Raw genomic sequence first — 20,193 nt, forward strand, 5'->3', positions numbered from 1 at the left:
CACTCCTTTTTACCTCCTGTATCAACAGATGTAACTTTCTGATAATACAGGTTTTTGCTTGAAAGTGGCTCAATTTTTTTCTGGCGTTTCCTTCAATTTTGGCTCACTTTTATTGTAGCGTTTATATATCGATATCCTCTTTTGAAAAAGGCATAAAAGAAGATAAAATTCAAAGCTCTGCCCTTGCCAATAGCTTAATCGATGAAAATATAAGTACATTTTTGGATAACGCCAAGGCGAACGTATCTGTTTTAGGGTCTTCAGAACAAGTGCAAGCCCTAGACTTTCCGGAAATGATGCGTATTTTTGAACAAACCAGAAAGGAAAACGGATTCCTTTATACATATATGGGTACCATTGATGGAAAAATGATTGACCCTGCGGAAGATGTAGACCCCGACTATGATCCACGAACAAGGGATTGGTACAAAGACGCAATCGAAAAGGGTGAAATGGTTGTGTCTGATGTTTATTCCGATATTGTGACCAAAGAACCCTGCATCACAATATCAATGCCTGTAAAAAATAAAGATGGCCAAATTCTTGGTGTTTTAGGGGTTGACTTAACCCTCAACAAACTGGGGGAATTTGCTAAAAAACATAAGTTTGGGAATACTGGGTATTTTTATGTGGTATTTAATGGTAAGATCATTGTTCACCCTGACATTAAAAAACTAAACATGGATTTATCTAAAAGGCCCTTCGTGATCGATGCAATGGCCGGAAAAGAAGGAATTACTGAGTTTGTGAATAGCGATGGTAATAATATGTCTATCTATTATTCTAAGATGAAATCCACAGGATGGATCATTATTACCCAACAAACTGTTGCAGAGGCTTACGGACAGGTTTATTCAACAGTTAATAAGATCGTCCTTATTTCCATTATTATTGGCATACTGATCTCATTATTGACAATGTGGCTAATTAAAAAACAGATAAAACAAATTGATTTCTTAGAGAAGGGTGCTAAATTAGTAGCCGATGGCGATATGCGAAATAGCATAGCGAAGCTCAGTAATGATGAAATGGGAAGTTTGACCGACGCGATTAACTTAATGATTGCTAACCTAAAACAAATGATCGAGAAAATTAGGGATTCTGCCAATACTTTAGACGGAACCAGCAAATCCCTGGATAACTATGGTTTAAATATCCAAAGATCTGTTCATAAGCGGACAGAAGAGATTACTCAAATAGCAGCAACGGTAGAGCAAATCTCGGCATCCTCGCAAGAAGTGACGGCTTCTGCAATGGAAATGACGAATTACACAAAGGGTGGCAAAGAAAAGATCAAAGAGGTTGTTCATGCCATGAATAATATTACCCAATCAACGAATAAAATATCGGAGGCAGTAAATAATATTAACCAAAAGGGACAGGAAATTGGAAGAATTATTGACATCATTACTAAAATAGCAGACCAAACCAACTTACTAGCACTAAACGCAGCCATCGAAGCTGCCAGGGCCGGAGAGCATGGGCGTGGCTTTGCAGTGGTGGCTGAGGAGGTTAGAAAGCTATCCGATGAAACCACCTTAGCTTCACAGAATATAACTCAATTAGTACATGATATCCAACAAAGTACAAACGCTGCAAGTGTATTGGTGGGAGAAAATGTATCTAAGGTGAAGATAGGCGACTTATCAATCGGTGAAACAGGGGTGCTGTTGGATAATATTTTTAATGTTATTGTTACCCTAAATGAACAATTCCAACAAACGAACGATGCAACCCAGGAAATGGCTGGAAGTGTTCAAAATGTAGCTTCCATGTCGCAAGAACAATTAGCTGTAATTGAGGATATGCAGGCTATGGTCCATAAGCTTTCTCTAATGGCAGAAGACTTAAAGGTTTCTGTTCAAGCATTTAAATTATAATCAGTGGACTTTCCAAAATCCGCGACAGGATATTCTGATTATGATTTTTACTTTCTGTTAATGAGGTTCTTTGCACCTAAAAATTTCATATTATTGGTGCACCTATGGCTAACGGAAATTGGCCGCAATTCTAGATACGTGTTTGCGCTTCCCGTAGTTAATGATTGACAAACCAAGCCCCGAGATTTTTCCATCTCGTTTCTCATTCCTGCCGCGATCTGCTCGACGCTTGCTTCTCGATCCTCTTTCGCAGCAAGGCTTATAATGATTGAAACGTTGTCCGGTTTCACCGTGGCATAAATGCTTTGCAAATTCGGACTTTTCCGAACGATGCTTGCTAAATCCGTCGCCTTGAAGGACATAAATAAAAACACCAGGATGCTGAAAGCGATGGTCAAACCGAATTCTTGTGTGTGCTGCCCATAAACCTGTGAAAGGACGCGCGGTGCATCAGCATTTGAAGCTGCCGGAGTTGCTAGATGATTGTTGTTTTGCTTGACAAACATCACCTCGTATCATATTATACACGTATAATATGATACGAGGTGATTATGTTGTCTTTAGCGTTTGGCATATTAGGATTGCTTAATTATAGGGATAGCACGGGCTACGACCTGACCAAGATATTTGCGGACTCGCTCAATAATTTTTGGCACGCGCAGAGTAGCCAGATTTATCGGGAGCTCAACCGCATGGAGGAAGCAGGCTTGGTTGCTTCACGCAGCATCATACAGAATGGCCGGCCAAACAAACGTCTTTATTCCATAACCGATGCCGGCAGGGCCGCGCTTTCAGAATGGCTGTGCGAGGCAAAGCCGGAAATAGAAAACCCACATCACCCCATGCTCGTACGCGTATTCTTCGGAGCGAACGATCCGGAAGCCACCCTCGCCATGCTCAAAAAATACCGTGAGCAGTGTTTGCGTATGCTCGAAACCAATTACGCCGGCATCCGCCAGAATATAGAAAATTATGCAGCCATCATACCGGACGGGCAGGAAAAAAGTAAGTATTGGCTGATGACGCTGGATTGCGGCATCGCGCAGACGCAGGCGATGGCCGATTGGGCCGAGCACTGCATTGTGCAAATAGAAAAGGAGATGGCATAATGAATGTTCTTATCCTTTGCGACCGCGACAGTACCGGCACCGCAGGCTTTGAACTGCGCGAGCAAGTGGAAAAAACGGCCAAAGAGACGGGTAGCATCGTGCAGACAGTTGTATTGAACAGCGATGAAATCAAACCGTGTCTCGGTTGCTTTGGCTGCTGGGTCAAAACCCCGGGTCTTTGCGTCATCACGAACGACTGTGCAAACGATGTGTCTCGCGAACTGATGCGGGCTGATGCTGTAGTGATACTTTCCAAATTGACCTACGGCGGCTTCAGCCCCGACGTAAAGGCTGCCCTTGATCGGTGCATTCCCAACATATCACCGTTTTTTGAAATATATCATGGCGAGATGCACCACAAGATGCGATACGAGAGCTTCCCATACTGGATCACCATTGGATATGGCGACAGTACGAGGGATGAGCGCGAACTATTCCGGGAGCTGACCGATCGAAATGCCCTGAACATGCGGCCGCCGAAACATTTCTGCATCACAATGCCAAATGCCGATGAATGCTCGGATGCGCTGCAGGTTTTAGGGCAGATTTTATCAGAGGGGGTGCGCACATGAACCGCGTTGCTGCATTAAACGCAAGCCCGAAAACAACAAAAAGTGTTTCCGGCATGCTGATAGAGAAGATGGAAGGAATTCTGAACTTAAAAATTGACGCCTATCAGGCAACGCAGCTTATTCGGCAGGAGAAAATCTCTGAGTCAATAGCCGAAATCTTCACTGCCGATGCACTGCTCATCGTGTTCCCTCTGTACGTCGATTCGTTGCCGGCGCCACTCATAAAGCTGCTCACGATCATGGAGGAAACGGCCAAGGCGGCGAACTTGTCGCTGCCCGTGGTTTATGCAATCTGCAACTGTGGCTTTTATGAGGCGGAGCATACGAGACCCGCTTTGCACATGCTACGCCATTTTGCGCTTCGCGCCGGGCTTACCTGGGGATATGGCATCGGAATCGGCGGTGGCGGTTTTGTGCAGTCAACAAGCAAAAACATGGCAAAAGGGCCTGGGGCAAACATTTATGCCGCATTGTGCACGCTGGGCGAAGTGATCCGCAACAACAGCGCGGAAGAGCGTGAGGATGTGTTTGTCATGCCTAAAATTCCTCGTTTTCTGTACAAAATAGGTGGAAATATTGGCTGGCGTCAAATGGCAAAGCAAAACGGCGTCGGGCGCAAACTTCACGCGAGGCCACACAGTTAATAATCGCTTGATAAAAGTATGATTTATGGAGGAATAAGAGTGAGATATATAATAACGAATAAGGCAGCCTGGGAAGAAGCATTTGAGCGTAGAAAAAATAATTGGGGTGATGATAATTATAAAACCCTATTGAATGAAAAACTTCCATTTTTAAATGCCGATGTTTTAAATGAACTTGAAAAAATTGATTTTAAGGGGAAAACGATTGCTCAATTCTGCTGTAATAACGGTCGTGAATTGTTATCGATGATGCAGTTAAATCCAAGTTATGGAGTTGGTTTTGATATTGCTGAAAATATTATTACGCAAGCGACGGAAACGGCAAGAAAAGCAAAAATAACGAACTGTGATTTTGTTGCAACGAATATCCTAGATATTGATGAAAGCTATCAAAATCATTTTGATTTCATTTTCTTTACAATTGGGGCGATTACTTGGTTTAAAGATTTAGCCTTGTTATTTGAAAAAGTATCAAAATGCTTAAAGCCAAATGGACTACTACTTATTCATGACTTTCATCCATTTATGAATATGCTTCCGTTACCGGGAGAAGATGGATTTGACGAGGTCAATTTGAACAAAATTACTTATTCATATTTTCGAAAAGACCCTTGGATTGAGAACAATGGTATGGGCTATATGACGCCACAATATGAATCAAAAACATTTACAAGTTTTTCACATACTTTATCCGATATCATTAATTCGGTAGTTACTGCCGGAATTGCAATTAAAAAACTGAATGAATATAATTACGATGTAGGGCTGACAAATGCATATGATAGCAAAGGCTATCCATTGTCTTTTATTTTACTCGCTCAAAAATACTAATTTATTTGCTGTATTCTTTTCTGCCTTACTGTACGGTATTAAGCATAATACATATAGATTAAAAATAAAGTAATTGGATTGAATACTAACAGTTCCAATTGAGAATTAGCAAGGTCCTAAGCCTTGCTTTTTTTGGTTTTAGTAATCCGATTGCCACCAATGGCAGGTTGAATAGCGATGGAGAGGAAGATAAGGCTTATCTTCCTTTTTGGCTTTGGCAAAAGCTTCCTCTTAAATTATTCTTAAGAATATTCTGTATTGCAATTTGAGATATCTTTTGTAAATATTCAATTTCGGTTGAATTATAAAGATTGAGGATGGACTCGACAGCTCGCTTGTCACCCAATTGCCCGAGCGCTTCCACAACAAATGCAAGTACCTCCGGGTCTTTTTCACTTGCCAGCCGATCAATCATTGGTAAAACCGCTTTCTTTTCACACATCTGTCCTAAAGTCGATGCCACTCTTCCGCGAACCAAGGGTTGAGCATGGGCGAGAGACCGTATTAAAGGAATTACGGTTGCCTTTCCTATATTTATTAGAGCTATTTTTACACGTTCAGCAAGGTTGCTGTCTTCATACTTAAATAATTCAATAAGTGGTAATGTAGCACAATGGTTACCTATATTTCCCAAGGCAGATGCAATATCACACATTACCAGTACATCCTCTTCTTTATTCAGCAAAGATATTAGCGGCTGAATAGCTATCGGGTCACCGATTTTACCAAGAGCTTCAACGATGCCACAACGTACAGTTGTGTTATCTTCTTTATTCAGCAACTCAATCAGTTGCATGGCTGTACCAGGAACTTTGATTTTACCAAGGGCTATCACGACTTCTCTACGTACCCGATCATCCTTATCTTTTATGGCTTCCAGAAGCGGCGCTAGGCCATCTTTTACTTTTAATTCCCCTAGAACCCAGGTTGCACCTAATCTTATTTCACAATCCTCACTTTTTAAAGCATCGCCAATCTGCCGAATTACTTTTTCACCATTTTCAGCCAGGCACTTCAAAAATTCCTGACAAATGTCATGATTACTTACGGTTTTAAACATGCATTGATTTCGTACGGTTGCCTTAACTAAATGCAGCAATCCCGGATCATTGGTTATTTTCACCTGGCCCTTTAACTCTAGGGATCTTCTCAAATTCTGCGATTGTTCTTTCATAAAGGCTCTTCTTAGTTTATTTATTTCTTCCCGATCCTCTTCCGTTAAAAACCCTGGTTCAACGGTATCTAATATGATTGATCTTTCGTATTCGGAAGCCCGAATGGCCTCCCAGTTGTTCACTTTGGGACGAGCCGTTCCTAAGGCCGCCACCACTCGGCTGGTTACTAAAATATATCCTGCAAAGAAAATATCACTACCATCCCAGTTGTTTTCATTAAAAAAGATACCCTTTTTGACGATATCTGGTTTTGCGAACAATGAATTTGGTTTAGCAACAATTTTAGAGCGAGAATAATCAATTGAACGAACCTTAGAGGTAACCGCAAAACCATGATATCCCTTAATTAAATGACCACTTTTATCAGATAAATTAATTGCATAGGTCTTCCAGCCTGTGAATTTATTAATTGTAAACAATTCTACGATGCGATCTGAAACAAGAAAGCCGTCACTTGTCCAAATAAAATCATCGGGAACAGTTTTACCTCCTATATATCGGTAGGGAACAGGTGGAGGTGGCTTTAGATCCCCCCTTAACAGATTTATTTTGTCTTTACAACTTAAATAAAGTATGTCTTCTGCTAACGTAGCCTTAAAGGCTCTAGCCCTAATTCCAACTTGCAGCACAAAGATATCCTTTTCTAAATTTATGTTTGGATTTTTAAAAGTACAGGCAGCCTTTGGACGAAATCTTAGAAGTGCTTCATTTAAAATTTGCCGTATATCTTCAGAATGTTCATCTTCCTTTAATTTTTCAAGGTAGTTTAAAGCCCGCTTATCTCCAATTCGACCGAATGTATCGACTATCAGCATTCGCACATAATTATTTTCTTCTTTAAGCATTTTTATCAACGGCTCAACTGCCAACTCTCCAATTTCAACCAAAGCCATTGCGGCCCGCCAACTAACGATCCGATCCGGATCCATTAATGCACATAACAAGGGTTTAACTGCTTTTGCAGATCCCGTTGATCCCAATGCCATTGCTACGAATCCTTGTTCATTCATGCTTTTATCATTTAGTAACGCCGCAAGGGGTTCTACTGCAACTTCCCCCATCATCCCAAGTGATTTGGCAGCAGCCCAACGTTCTTTACCTCTTAGCATATTTAGCAAAGTAGGTAATGCGGTTGAGTCTCCTAGTTCACCCAAAGCAATGATGGCCTCTAAAGAACTTCCGTGTTTTTTTACATCGTTAAGAATGGGTTTTACTGCTCTTTTGTCTCCAATTTTACCTAATGCTCTGATAGCATCTAATCGGATAGCTGTATTCCCCTCATTTAATGAATTTATGAGGGGTAATACAGCTTCTGGATCGCCGATTTCCCCCAAGGTGTTTGCAACCCTTGTAAAAATAATATCATTACCATCTTCAAGACAAGTTTCTAGCAAGCGAACAAGGGGTTTCACTGTCTGGGTTCCAATCTTAACCAAGGCTTTTGACACTTCATCGCTGATTGGGTAGTTGTCCTGGTTTGATAGAACGTTTATCAAGGGTAGCACAGCACTTTGCCCCATTTTTCCTAATGCCTCAACCGCATTATTTTTTACCACCCGTTCTTCGTCCAATAGTGCATCAATAAGCGGAAAGACAGCGGCGGCATCACCAACTTCACCCAGTTCTTTAGCGGCCTTTGCACGGGTTCTCCAGTACACATCCTTCAGGTTTTTAATTAATGTTTCCATCGCGTTTCCCTGCCATTTCTATACATATCATTAATAATAGCTAAGTAATAATTTGAGAGTAACATAGAGCCTAAATTTGTCAAGAATTTTACATTTTGAACTAAATCAAGGGCAAGATGCGGAGAACATTTTGACATTAACAGAATAATTGTTTAACCATAGAAGTTTTAGAAATATGAGATTCTTTGCAGAAAAAACAGTAACCAAATTTTAAAGCATTTCATAATTAGTATTAGTGGGAGAAAAAAGTTAGTTTAATGCAACTATCTTACCTGAAGTTAACTCAGTCTACAGGTAGTACTTGAAAGTCCAGGAAAAAATTTAGGCAAAAGTTAGCCGAGACTAAGTTTTTAGATTTAAAGGAGGTATAACAAATGAAAAGCACAATCGTGGGGATCTAAGGAAGCAATATAATGCACGGTAAAAGTTAGTCGAGGCTAAGAATATTACTTAATAGTCAATGAAGGTACTGGAACACATAGGATACATCATAATAAGTGTCATTATCAATCAAATTATGAGAAGGGAGATAATACATTGAAAAAGTTAATTGGATGGATTTGTATACTTGCCCTAGTAAGTATGGCCCTTGTAGGCTGTGGAAATCAGGGGGGTCAAAGGGATGACGGGAAACTAAATATCGTTGCTACTACAACGATGTTGGCAGATGCTGTTAAGGTTATAGGTGGAGATAACGTGAACGTTGAATGCTTAATGGGACCTGGAATAGATCCGCATCTTTATAAAGCTAGTGCAGGGGATGTAGCCAAAATGCAACGGGCAGATATGATTATATATAACGGACTCCATTTAGAGGGGAAAATGGGCGATATATTTGAAAGTATGACAAAACAAAATAAAGCTGCCTTAGGAGCAGCAGAGACCATTTCCGAGGATAAGCTAATTACTGGGGACAGTGGAGGTGGTAATCATGATCCCCATGTATGGTTTAATGTAGAGCTTTGGATAGAAGTAGTAAAGGAAATTGAAAAAACATTAAGTAATTATGATCAAGATAATAAAGAGACATATAAAGCAAATGCTGATAATTATATCAAGGAATTAGGAAGCCTTCATGCATATGTAGAAAAAAGAGTTGAAGAAGTACCAGGAGAGAAAAGAGTATTGATCACAGCCCATGATGCTTTTGGTTATTTTGGTGATAAATATGGATTCGAAGTTATGGGACTTCAAGGTTTAAGTACAGCAACGGAAGCTGGAACAGCAGATGTAAAAAAATTAGCAGATTATATTACTGAAAATAAGATACCAGCTATCTTTGTAGAATCCTCCGTACCTCCTAAAAATATTGAAGCTTTGCAGAATGCAGTTGTTGCTAGAGGTTTTAAGGTAGAAATAGGTGGAGAGCTATTTTCTGACTCCCTGGGTGACCCAGGTAGTGAAGAAGGAACCTATATAGGTACAGTAAAGCATAATATCGACATAATTGTTGATGCATTAATTAAATAGGGGAGGATAATCATGGATAATATAGCGGTAAAAGTGAATGACTTAACGGTTGCATATCATAAAAAGCCTGTACTATGGGATATAGACTTAAAAATACCCTTAGGGGTTTTGATGGCGGTTGTTGGGCCTAATGGGGCAGGAAAGTCCACCTTACTAAAAGCCATGCTAAACCTAGTTAAACCTCTTACTGGTAGGACTTTCTTTTGGGGAGAGTCTTACCAGGTTAATAGGAAGAGAATTGCCTATGTTCCTCAGAGGGGCAGTGTAGATTGGGATTTTCCCACAAATGTATTAGATGTTGTTACGATGGGAACCTATGGAAAGCTAGGTTGGTTTAAACGTCCGAGAAAAGAGGAGAAAGAAAAAGCCATTGAAGCCCTTGATAAAGTAGCTATGCTTTCCTATAGCAATAGACAAATTAGTCAACTCTCAGGAGGACAACAACAAAGAGTGTTTTTAGCGAGAGCATTAGTACAGGATGTGGATCTATATTTTATGGATGAACCTTTTCAGGGAGTAGATGCGAAGACGGAAAAAGCAATCGTGAAACTGCTAGAAGAACTAAAAAATATGGGGAAGACGGTTGTAGTGGTACATCACGATTTACAGACAGTAATGGAGTATTTTGATTGGGTGACGTTCCTAAATACAATCCTTATCGACTATGGTCCAATCTATAAAGTATTTACAGAAGAAAATCTTAAAAAAACTTACCGAAGTGCCATTGATAGTTTTTACAAGAATAATAGGAAAGTAATCTAAATGGAACTATTATTCAATTTGTTCTCGGATTATACGTTAAGGATTGTGGCATTCGGTTCAAGTTTACTAGGAATTACCAGTGGAGCCATCGGGTGCTATGCAGTAATAAGGAAACAAAGCCTTATTGGCGATGCCGTATCCCATGCTGCACTACCTGGCATCGGACTGTCTTTTCTACTTATAGGTTCTAAGGATACCGAATGGTTATTGCTGGGGGCATTTATTGCGGGATGGATAGCTACATTTGTCATACTCAATATAAATCGGTTAAGTAGGATAAAATATGACAATGCCTTAGCTATGATTTTAGCTGTGTTTTTTGGATTGGGCTTGGTTATTTTAACCTATATTCAAAAAATACCTAATTCTAACCAAGCCGGATTGGAAAAATTCCTGTTTGGTCAGGCTTCTACCTTATTGCAAAGAGATGTTATGCTTATGGGCATTGTAGCACTCTTGACATTATTGCCGATGATATTTCTTTGGAAGGAATTTAAGCTACTCAGCTTTGATCGTGTTTTCGCCGACACAATAGGATTTTCTACTAAGAAACTAGATTTGATATTAACTACCCTAATCGTGATATCAATTATTGTAGGCTTACAAACTGTAGGGGTAGTATTGATGAGTTCAATGTTAATTGCCCCGGCAGTGGCAGCAAGACAATGGACGGATAGATTATCCGTCATGGTTATTCTATCCTCCATTTTTGGAGCTACAGCAGGGATTTGCGGCACACTCATCAGTTCATCTATAAATAATATGCCAACTGGACCCATGATCGTAGTGGTGATTACCCTTATTGCATTTGTATCCCTATTATTCGCACCAAATAGGGGGTTAATTTGGAAAAAAGTCAGAGATAACAAAAATAAAAAAGAAATCAATAGCACCATTGTACTCAGTATTTTATACAACCTAGGGGTAAAGCATAAAAAAATTTTTAATGCCCATGATCTAAATACACTTATGCTTGAAAAGGGAGGACTTAAATATTCTAAAAAGAACTTACGAAAGGAGCTAGACAAATTAAAAATATCAGGATTGGTGAACAAACACGGAAAAAATTTATGGGCAATCAGTAAAAAAGGGATAGATAAAATCAGAGCATTGGATTATGTAAATGGTGGTGAGAGTTACCATGACTAGTCCTCAAATAGAGATACAATTAATTGCGATTATTGTGTCAGTGGCTTGTGTTATTCCCGGCGTATTTTTAATATTAAGAAGAATGTCGATGATGTCGGATGCAATCAGCCATACCATTTTGTTAGGGATTGTGCTAGCGTTTTTTGCAACACATGACTTGACTTCACCATTATTAATTGTGGGAGCAGCCTTGATGGGTACGCTAACGGTTTATCTAATCGAAGTTATTAATAATACACAGTTGATTAGTGAAGATTCATCTATTGGGTTGATATTTCCTTTTCTTTTCAGTATAGGGGTAATTCTGATAAGTATGTATGCAGGGGATGTGCATTTAGATACCGATGCGGTACTATTAGGTGAAATTGCATTTGCTCCGTTTAATAGACTCGTAGTTGGGGGTACAGATATAGGTCCTAAAGCATTATATGTGATGGGAAGTATTTTAGTATTGAATGTAGTCTATTTATTGCTGTTTTACAAAGAATTGAAACTAACCACATTTGATAAGAAGTTGGCTGCGGTGCTAGGTTTTTCTCCAATCTTCATACACTATTCGTTGATGTCTTTAGTATCCATAACAGCAGTGGGTGCATTTGATTCGGTAGGTTCAGTATTGGTTATAGCCTTTATGGTAGGACCTCCTGCTTCAGCTTATCTAATAACAGATGACTTAAAAAGAATGATATTTTTAAGTATTGCTATAGGAATACTCAGCGCCATATCAGGGTATTGGTTAGCTGCATTATTTGATGTCTCTATTGCAGGGTCTATGGCAGTGATGGTTGGAATGATCTTTCTTATCGTATTTATCCTGACCCCTGATAGAGGACTGTTATCGATTATCAAAAGAAGGAAGAAACAGAAATATGAATTTGCCAATATATCTTTTCTGATGCATATCATGCGTCATGAAAATACAGATATGGAAAAGAACGAATCTTCTATAGAGACAATTCACAATCATCTCCAATGGGATCGTAAATTTCTAAATGAGATATTAAGTATAGCTAAAGAGAATAAATATATCACGATCAATGAAAAGGGAATCATTAAAGCAACAAGAGAAGGGAGGAAAATTGCCGGAACCTATTATTATGATTGGGTAGAAAGGACATAAACAATGTTACCACCTGCACAGAATGGCGGCAAGGAAATTATTGCCGGTGGCAAGGATAAAAAATATATAATAGGCAGAAAAAACGACAACAAATGTGGAAAAGCCGTCGCCTTATCTCGGTTAAAGGCATATTCACGATTAAGAATTGGAAATAAAAAAACCGGGTGTGTCCCGGTAGTGCGAAAGCTATAAGTAGCTGTAAACGAATTAGGAGCTCCTTATCGTTTAGTGTCGCTCCCATATAAAGGATCTTTACACCCCCCTTGCCGATTTGACTTGGGGAGTGTTTTTGATGTTTTGGCTATGTTATATCTTGTTGTTGATATTTTAGGATGTTTTAGGACTAACTCTTCTTTTGTGAAATTGGCATGCTTTTCCGAATAAATTCTGGGTATTTTGAAAGCATATGTTTAGCACAATGGGGAAGTTATTTAACCCACCCTGGCACCGTAAGAACTTGCAAAAGCGATAGCTTGAGCAAAGTCCAAGCGTACCCCTTTAATATCAAAAGATTTAAAATCGATCCCATCGAGTTTTGCTCCTCGTAAGTCAGCACCATGAAGTCGTGCTTTTCTAAGATTAACACGGGTAAGGTCAGCATCCCGTAAATCTACTTTTTCTAAATTACATTCGGATAAATCTGCTTCCGCAAATCGAATATTGCGCAGGTGTTGTTTTTTTAAATGAGTATGGCGTAGGTTGGTATAGGACCAATCCCCACCTTTTATGGTTATTCCACCTAATTGTGCACTTGTAAAATCGGAACCGATCATTTTACAATCCTCAAACGTGGCTACAAAGAGATTTGCCCTACCAAAAAGACAATTTGTAAAAGCAGAATCTTTGTGCGAAGAAGTTTGTAAAGAGGCCTCAGTAAAATCACAATCTACAAATTGGCAATGTGTAGTTAAAACTTCTTCCAGTTGTGCTCCTCTAAAGCTACACCGGGTAAATATACAGTTGTGCAATTCTCCTTCTCTTAATTCTGCATTACTAAAGTCTTTTTCTGCGTATTTCTGATCAATCTGTTGATACATCTTACCTTCCTCCCAGTTACTATTTTAACATGGCCTTTTTTGGATTGAGTTAATGTGCGTTGCATTCAAATTGTACAACATGTCCTGCCTGGAAACTATTTTTCTGGTTTCCACGCAGTAATCCGAATAGCCTAAATTCCGAAATTTTCCGAAGCTACCGAGTAAGGCCGCACCCTAATTCATTAGACTGTGACCTGCATTTAAGAAAAGGGACTAGCCCCTTGGATTCTAAGTAACCGGTTAGTGACCGTCGCATTATGAATGCAGGATTTAACTAGCATATCCTTCTTAGCGTGTAAACACCTGTCTAAGCCGTTAATGTTATACCCCATTATAGAATGCCTGTTCGTTTTCTGCAAATATCAACATTGAAATTTAACATGCCAATGCTTTACGTAAGTGAAGCATAATGTAAATATCACCACTGGTCAAATTGCCAGTGGTGATTCGTGTTTAATAATATTCAGGTCTTTTTATTATTAACCTTGGAAAAAGGAAACTTAAACTTTAAAACGGCTGACGATGGTATTTAAATCACCGGCAAGTTTTGCTAGAGTTTCCACGGAAGCGGTAACTTCTTCCATTGCTGCTGTTTGTTCTTCGGTAGAAGCCGCTACATTTTGCACACCGGAGGACATCTGATTAGCAGCAGATACTAAATCATTTACCTGGGAAGACAAGTTTTGAGTACCTTCAACAATAACACAAAAATAATTTCCAGACTGTTGAATCAGGGTTGAGCCGCTCTCAACCTCTTGTTTGGCTATTGCCATGCTATCGACAGCTTTTTGAGTATACGATTGTATGGCCTTGACAAGGGTGGCGATATCTTTGGTGGCATTGCTGGATTGTTCAGCAAGTTTTCTAACTTCCTCTGCAACTACCGCAAAACCTTTGCCATGCTCCCCTGCTCTGGCGGATTCGATGGCAGCATTTAACGCTAATAGATTGGTTTGTTCGGCAATGTTAGTGATTAAATCAACCATTTGATAAATCTCTTGGGATTTATTATTGACTTGATTAAAGGCCAAGCTTACTTCATAGGAGGCCTGATTAATGTTTTGCATTTGTTCGATCGATTTCGTAATACCATTGTTACCTTCAATCGCATTACTGGCACTCTTTTCCGCCACTTCTCCTATCGTGATCATGTTAGTGGTAACTTCATCTACCGTGGTAGCGATTTCAATCATCGTAGCGGAGGTTGCATTAGCACCTGCCGTTGTTTGCTGAGCCTGATTATTCAGTTGCCCGGCAGAACTATTTAAATAACCAGCAGCATTCTTAATATCTTCTATAATTTGTTTTAGGTTTTCCCTTGTTCCGTCAATTGCTTCAGCCAACTGTCCAATTTCCGATGTATCGTGTTTAACAAGTACGGAAGTGGTTAAGTCGCCTCCAGCCATTGCTAACATGGTATCTTTCAGTGATATTAATGGCCGGATAATTTTTCTGGATGAAATATATAGGTAAATTGATATGGTAACAGCCGTAATGATCACCAATGTTATCATTAGCATAATATAAAAGGCTAATTGCTTTTCTGCCTCAGCTAATTCATTTTCCGCTCGCGTATTCATTTTTTCTTGAAATTCCGCTATCGGTTTCGTAATAAGAGTTTTCTTTTGATCGTATTCTTTACCAAACATAAGCTCTTGGGCTGTTTTAAAATCTGCTGCTTCAACTGCCTTCATAGCAGCATCTTCAATTTGAACCAGTGCATCTGAATTTTGTTTAGCTTTTTCAATAAGGTCTAATTCTTCTTTAGGGGTATTTAATTCTTTTAGTCTTTCAACTACGTTATCCCTGGTTTTCGTTTCAGTTACTTCTCGCCAATAGTTGTTATAATGTTCTTTTTCTCCAAAAACAACATACCTCTGTGCTTCATTGGTTAAATAATCGGAAGCATTGGATACGTCAAAACCGAGTTGTTTTAATTCCGCTTTTCGAACCTCCGCTAACTGTACTTGTTTAAAAGTAGTCTCTGTCAATATGGCACTTATAATCAGAAGTATGCATAAAATCAAAGATATACCCCCAAATAGGAGTGTCAAGGTTGACTGTTTCATTGCGCCCTTGGCCATGCTTAAAATCCTCCTCTGTGTTTAATTGAGTGAAATTTCACAATATGTTTTTCAGTATGTCATTTGCATAAAAATAAATCAATGTGGTTTACGATAATTTTATGGAAAAGTCATAAAACAGTAAGTTAAATGGGGAATTTGTAAGTAGTAAGATTCTATAAGTTACCATTCAGTTGTAAGGGCTTAACCTCCCGGCGCAGGATCAGCCTAGCCTAAACATGGTGAAAATGTCTCACCATTAACAACGAAGTTTTTTGGCAAAATGCCGCACTTGCAAAATTGATTGAATGCAAAAATTAAACCCATCGGCGGATGGGTTTAGCTTTTGTTGACTCGGTCATTTTTCTCTTGCAGCAGGGCTTCAAGATATTTTTGATTTTGTAATATTTTGCTATCCGTTGGACGGTATTGACGGGCTACCTCATTGTGTAGATAGGCCAGCTTGTGCATGCCCAAACGATCATAGCACACACATAACTGCAGGTGTGGCAGCCAGGTGGAAAATGCAGGATTAAAAAATCCTTGGTGGTTTTCCTCCCGTCCCACCCTGGCGGCAAGCTTATACCAAAAAATTGCCGGGTTAAAATTGCCAAGTTCCATGAAATGATAGCCCAAACGGCAGCAAAATTCAGCCCTGGCACTGTCATAATGAAAGGAACGTAAAATTGCTTGCAGTTTCTGGTCATGATTGCCTAAAGCATGATAGCAGTCAGCCAGTTTTCCGCAGCTTGAAATATTGTCTTCAATCCATCCTTTGCCTTCCGAAAGAAATTTTTCATAAAGGGCAGCGGCCCGTTCATGCATTTGATGATCCAGCAGCTCATTTGCAAAATAGTAGAGATCCCGCGGGGAGAACTCTTCTCCCTGCGCCAAACGTTTTTCATATATTTTTAGATTTCTATCACTATCATGATGAAGGTTTTTATGCGTTATGGCAATATCACTTTGCATGATATTACCCCATACCTCAAGATATTCGTGAACCGCACCGATCCATTGAAAGTTATTGGTCCTCTTTACCAATCGGTTGCGCCGTGCACGAAAGGAGACATTGCCATCTTCATCAAAGGCTAAATGGTACTTCATGTTCACCGAATCCACGGTGGGATCAAGATCTTCTTTTAATGTGACAAACTTTATCCGATCGTCAGTTTCTAAAACATCATCGGCATCCAGCCAAAGGATGTAATCCATGGTTGCCTTGCTGAAGGCAGCATTTCGGGCAGCAGAGAAATCATCAATCCAATGGAAATCAAATATTTGGTTGGTATACTGAGCGGCGATGGACTTTGTACCATCGGTAGAGCCTGTATCCACTAGGATGATTTCATCTACCAGGTCTGCTACGGAATCCAGGCATCGTTTTAGCACGGCTTCCTCATTTTTAACAATCATGCAAAGGCTAATGGTGATCATCGTTTTTCTCCTAACTTTTTAGTACTTTATTCATTAGTATTCGGGTTGCCGTTAACAGGTGCTTTGCTGTGGGGGGAATGTAGGGGTGTTTTTGTGACACATGTAGGAAGTAGCCATACATTATAATTTAGGATGACTTTTTTACATTTAAATAGTTTGCTGTCATGTGTGGCAACGGGTGGAGGGCGTATGCGAGAAAATTTATCTTTATCCCTATGCATGATTGTAAGAAATGAAGAAGACTGGCTGGAGAGGTGTCTTAACCGTGTGCAGCAGGTAGTGGATGAAGTGGTTATTGTGGACACCGGCTCCACGGACAGAACAAAAGAAATCTGTCTTCAATATCCTGCCAAGGTATATGATTTTGCTTGGACGGAAAGCTTTGCCGAAGCCCGAAATTTCAGCATTGAGAGAGCGTCGGGGAAATGGATACTATGGCTGGATGCGGATGAGGAACTAATGGTGGAAAATATCAGAGAATTTCGGAAGGCACTTCATGCTGCGGAAAAGGACCTTTTTTTACTCCCTTTGGTCAACTACTATGGGGGATTACCGGCAGATTTAAACAGGTCCTATTTGTTTGCCAGCTACAGATTGTTTCGAAATCATAAAGGCTTTAAATTCATAGGAAATATCCATGAACACTTGAATGTGGATGAAATCCAGAAAGTTGATCAAACGGCAATAATGCCCAATATTACAATCCATCATTATGGTTATATGGATCACGTTATGGAGGGGAAGGAAAAAAATAAAAGAAATCTCGCTATGCTTGAAAAGGAAAGGGAGCAGCCGGGGTACAGTCCCTGGATTGATTACCATATTGCAAGTGAATGGTATCGTGCTAAAAGGTATAAAGAAGCCTTTGAACAGGTAAATATTTCCATCTTGGGATTCCTTCAGAGAAAACAGATGCCCCCTTCCTTATTGTATAAGCTGAAATATGATATTTTGTTGGCGCTGGGAAGTTTTGCGGGAGCATGGCCGGGCATTGAAAAGGCCATCGCGTTATATCCTGATTACGTTGATCTTCATTTTTACAAGGGTTTGATTTTTTTTGCCAAGGAAATGTTTGAAGAAGCGATTCCGGTGTTTAAACATTGTCTGGAACTAGGGAAAACACACGCGCAAGGATATCTCATGTTGGTAGGTTGCGGGGGATACCAGGCCTGGTATTTTATGGGGAGATGCTATGAAAAACTGGGTAAATACAAGGAAGCGAGCACGGCCTATGCACAGACAGTCAGCCTATACCCAGATCATCAAGAAGCGCGGCTAAGATTGCTTACCCTGAGTGAGGTATAATTTTATGATTAAATAACTGGGTGTAAGCCTATCTTTGCCGACATGAACGAACAAACAATGCGAGGACTGATCCTGCTTCGTTGTTTTTCCATTTACGCAGGCTGTTAAAGAAGACGGTGTTTTATAAATATGATTCTATATTTTAATTTGGAACCATTTGGTACCTAATCTTATACATTGTATTGTACTAAATTAAGGGAGGAATTGATTGTGTCACAACCCAGTTTTCCTACGATAAGCCCGCCTATCACGAGGGACGATGCCATTAATTTACTACTTACCTCGATAGCAATGGAGGAACTCGGCTTGAGTCACATTATCAATGCCGAAGGAGAAAAACTGCAATATATTTTAGGAACGATCCCAGGAGTCAGCAGCCCTCCGGCAACAATCCAAGATGTTTTGGATGTTAATGATAGTGTTCGTAATACTTTAGAAAGTGCTGTGCAAAACCAGTTATTATTAAATGCAAAGATGCAGATGGCCCTTAACTCGTCACCTATGCAGGGGCCTACCGGAGCTACCGGAGCCACCGGGGCCACCGGACCTGCCGGGGGTCCCACCGGGGCCACTGGAGCTACTGGAGCTACCGGAGCCACCGGACCCGCTGGGACTGCTGGGGCAGTGGGGCCTGCGGGTGCCATTGGTGCAACGGGACCTACCGGAGCTACCGGGGCCACCGGAGCTACCGGAGCCACCGGGCCTACCGGGGCCACTGGTGTAACAGGGGCCGTAGGAACTACCGGTGATGCCGGACCAGCCGGGGCTACCGGAGCCACCGGTTCTCTTGGGCCCACCGGAGCTACCGGAGCTACCGGAGATACTGGAGCTACCGGAGATACCGGAGCCGCGGGAGCTACTGGGGCAACCGGAGCCACCGGTCCCACCGGAGCCACCGGTGCAACGGGGACCAACGTAACGGCAACCACTGCTTTTGCCGCCAATACCAGCGGATCATCCATTTCGATAGCAGTGGCCGGTACACCGGTACCGCTGCCTGACAGTCAGATCCTGCCGACGGATATTACCGTTGATGTCACGGATACAATTTTCACTGTAAATACAACTGGCCGCTATCGGCTGTCTTACTATGTGAATACAACCGCTACATTGGCTATAAGTTCCAGGCTGATCATAAATGGCTCACCCAATACAGCATCAACTGTCGCGCCACTTATCAGTCTATCAAACTTCTCTAATGAAATTTTGATTGATTTAACGTCTGGAGCAACCGTAACACTGCAGCTGTTTGGGCTATTGACTACAGCCGTTCTGTTGGGAGGTTCGGCAGGAGCTTCGTTAATGATTACCCGATTAAGTTAGAGTAGTCATCGCAGTATTATTTTGAAAGGAGGCCGATGTTATGTCTTTGCCGAATATTCCTGCCGTTAGCCCTTCCCTTACAAGAGATGAGGCAATCAATTTAATTATCTCATCGATTGCGATGGAAGAGCTCGGCCTAAGCCATATTACCAATGCGGAAGGGGAAAAACTCCAGTTTCTTTTGGGAACCCTTCCCGGATTAACGGGTGGTTTTGCAACCATCAGCGACATCTTGGCTGCTAACGATAGTGTACGTGAGATGCTTAATAGCATTGCTAATAACCAGTTGTTTTTAAAGTCAAAAGCTAACACGGCATTGAGTTCTCCTGTATTGCCCGGACCCACGGGGGCCACTGGTGCCACCGGAGCCACCGGATCCGCCGTAGGCGCCACCGGAGCGACCGGAGCCACTGGTTCTGTTGGGCCCACCGGACCCACCGGAGCGACCGGGGCAACCGGCCCTACGGGTGCGATAGGTCCTGTCGGATTGGTAGGCGCGACGGGTGCTGCCGGTGCGGTAGGTCCTACGGGTGGAAATGGTGCTGCTGGGGCAACGGGTGCGACGGGAGCCACCGGACCTACCGGAGACACAGGTGCCACTGGACCCACCGGACCCACCGGGGCGACC

Annotated in this window: 16 protein-coding genes and 1 pseudogene; 12 read left to right on the forward strand and 5 right to left on the reverse strand. The window is 41.1% G+C overall.

Going from position 1 to position 20,193, the window contains the following annotated elements; translation table 11 throughout:
* The first annotated feature begins 98 nt into the window (after positions 1-98).
* Positions 99-1,880, forward strand: a complete 1,782-nt coding sequence (locus V6C11_RS18535) for a methyl-accepting chemotaxis protein (protein WP_333532691.1) — start codon at positions 99-101, stop codon at positions 1,878-1,880.
* Between the two features lie 47 nt (positions 1,881-1,927).
* Here the strand turns inward: V6C11_RS18535 and V6C11_RS18540 are convergent, their stop codons facing one another.
* A complete protein-coding gene (locus V6C11_RS18540; protein ID WP_333532693.1) occupies positions 1,928-2,386 on the reverse strand; it encodes a hypothetical protein in 459 nt (152 codons plus the stop codon).
* 48 nt (positions 2,387-2,434) lie between these two features.
* Here V6C11_RS18540 and V6C11_RS18545 point away from each other — a divergent pair, with 48 nt between their 5' ends.
* From V6C11_RS18545 to V6C11_RS18560, 4 genes are read left to right on the forward strand one after another with little or no spacing between them, the layout of a single operon-like run.
* Positions 2,435-2,989 (forward strand): PadR family transcriptional regulator, encoded by a 555-nt coding sequence (locus tag V6C11_RS18545; protein WP_333532694.1) that lies wholly within the window; start codon positions 2,435-2,437, stop codon positions 2,987-2,989.
* The gene (locus V6C11_RS18550; protein WP_333532695.1) at positions 2,989-3,561 is read left to right on the forward strand and encodes an NAD(P)H-dependent oxidoreductase; all 573 of its coding nucleotides are present in this window, start codon (positions 2,989-2,991) and stop codon (positions 3,559-3,561) included. Before V6C11_RS18545 ends, V6C11_RS18550 begins: the two co-directional genes overlap by 1 nt.
* Positions 3,558-4,205: a hypothetical protein gene (locus V6C11_RS18555; RefSeq protein ID WP_333532696.1), complete on the forward strand. Its 648-nt coding sequence runs from the start codon at positions 3,558-3,560 to the stop codon at positions 4,203-4,205. The genes V6C11_RS18550 and V6C11_RS18555 overlap by 4 nt, the downstream gene beginning before the upstream one ends.
* 39 nt (positions 4,206-4,244) lie before the next feature.
* The gene (locus V6C11_RS18560) at positions 4,245-5,036 is read left to right on the forward strand and encodes a class I SAM-dependent methyltransferase (RefSeq protein WP_333532697.1); all 792 of its coding nucleotides are present in this window, start codon (positions 4,245-4,247) and stop codon (positions 5,034-5,036) included.
* 196 nt (positions 5,037-5,232) lie between these two features.
* Here V6C11_RS18560 and V6C11_RS18565 read toward each other — a convergent pair whose 3' ends face one another.
* Positions 5,233-7,899 carry a HEAT repeat domain-containing protein gene (locus V6C11_RS18565; RefSeq protein ID WP_333532698.1) on the reverse strand — a complete coding sequence of 889 codons (2,667 nt, stop codon included), beginning with the start codon at positions 7,897-7,899 and terminating at the stop codon, positions 5,233-5,235.
* A gap of 582 nt (positions 7,900-8,481) precedes the next feature.
* Between V6C11_RS18565 and V6C11_RS18570 the strand changes: the two genes are divergently transcribed.
* The 4 genes from V6C11_RS18570 to V6C11_RS18585 are packed head-to-tail and all read left to right on the forward strand — an operon-like array spanning position 8,482 to position 12,400.
* Positions 8,482-9,369: a metal ABC transporter solute-binding protein, Zn/Mn family gene (locus V6C11_RS18570; protein WP_442886100.1), complete on the forward strand. Its 888-nt coding sequence runs from the start codon at positions 8,482-8,484 to the stop codon at positions 9,367-9,369.
* Positions 9,370-9,381: 12 nt separating this feature from the next.
* Positions 9,382-10,131: a metal ABC transporter ATP-binding protein gene (locus V6C11_RS18575; protein ID WP_333532700.1), complete on the forward strand. Its 750-nt coding sequence runs from the start codon at positions 9,382-9,384 to the stop codon at positions 10,129-10,131.
* Positions 10,132-11,280: a metal ABC transporter permease gene (locus V6C11_RS18580; RefSeq protein ID WP_333532701.1), complete on the forward strand. Its 1,149-nt coding sequence runs from the start codon at positions 10,132-10,134 to the stop codon at positions 11,278-11,280.
* Positions 11,273-12,400, forward strand: coding sequence for a metal ABC transporter permease (locus tag V6C11_RS18585; protein ID WP_333532702.1), 1,128 nt, complete (start codon positions 11,273-11,275; stop codon positions 12,398-12,400). Before V6C11_RS18580 ends, V6C11_RS18585 begins: the two co-directional genes overlap by 8 nt.
* A gap of 431 nt (positions 12,401-12,831) precedes the next feature.
* Here the strand turns inward: V6C11_RS18585 and V6C11_RS18590 are convergent, their stop codons facing one another.
* The 3 genes from V6C11_RS18590 to V6C11_RS18600 all read right to left on the reverse strand — a co-directional run bounded on the left by V6C11_RS18590 (position 12,832) and on the right by V6C11_RS18600 (position 16,937).
* Complete coding sequence (locus V6C11_RS18590) at positions 12,832-13,437, reverse strand: pentapeptide repeat-containing protein (protein ID WP_333532703.1); 606 nt, start codon at positions 13,435-13,437, stop codon at positions 12,832-12,834.
* A gap of 500 nt (positions 13,438-13,937) precedes the next feature.
* On the reverse strand, positions 13,938-15,464 hold the full coding sequence (locus V6C11_RS18595) for a methyl-accepting chemotaxis protein (protein ID WP_333532704.1): 1,527 nt from the start codon (positions 15,462-15,464) through the stop codon (positions 13,938-13,940).
* A gap of 375 nt (positions 15,465-15,839) precedes the next feature.
* Positions 15,840-16,937, reverse strand: a complete 1,098-nt coding sequence (locus tag V6C11_RS18600; RefSeq protein WP_333532705.1) for a tetratricopeptide repeat-containing glycosyltransferase family 2 protein — start codon at positions 16,935-16,937, stop codon at positions 15,840-15,842.
* Between the two features lie 189 nt (positions 16,938-17,126).
* On the opposite strand from V6C11_RS18600, the gene V6C11_RS18605 reads away from it, so the two are divergent.
* The 3 genes and pseudogenes from V6C11_RS18605 to V6C11_RS18615 all read left to right on the forward strand — a co-directional run.
* Complete coding sequence (locus V6C11_RS18605; RefSeq protein WP_333532706.1) at positions 17,127-18,242, forward strand: glycosyltransferase; 1,116 nt, start codon at positions 17,127-17,129, stop codon at positions 18,240-18,242.
* Between the two features lie 210 nt (positions 18,243-18,452).
* On the forward strand, positions 18,453-19,565 hold the full coding sequence (locus tag V6C11_RS18610; protein ID WP_333532707.1) for a BclA C-terminal domain-containing protein: 1,113 nt from the start codon (positions 18,453-18,455) through the stop codon (positions 19,563-19,565).
* A 40-nt stretch (positions 19,566-19,605) separates the two neighbouring features.
* A pseudogene (locus V6C11_RS18615) lies at positions 19,606-20,193 on the forward strand (collagen-like protein); the annotation flags it as partial.

It is taken from the genome of Desulfotomaculum sp. 1211_IL3151 (genome assembly GCF_036763075.1).
In the GTDB taxonomy this organism is placed as follows: domain Bacteria; phylum Bacillota; class Desulfotomaculia; order Desulfotomaculales; family Desulfotomaculaceae; genus Desulfotomaculum.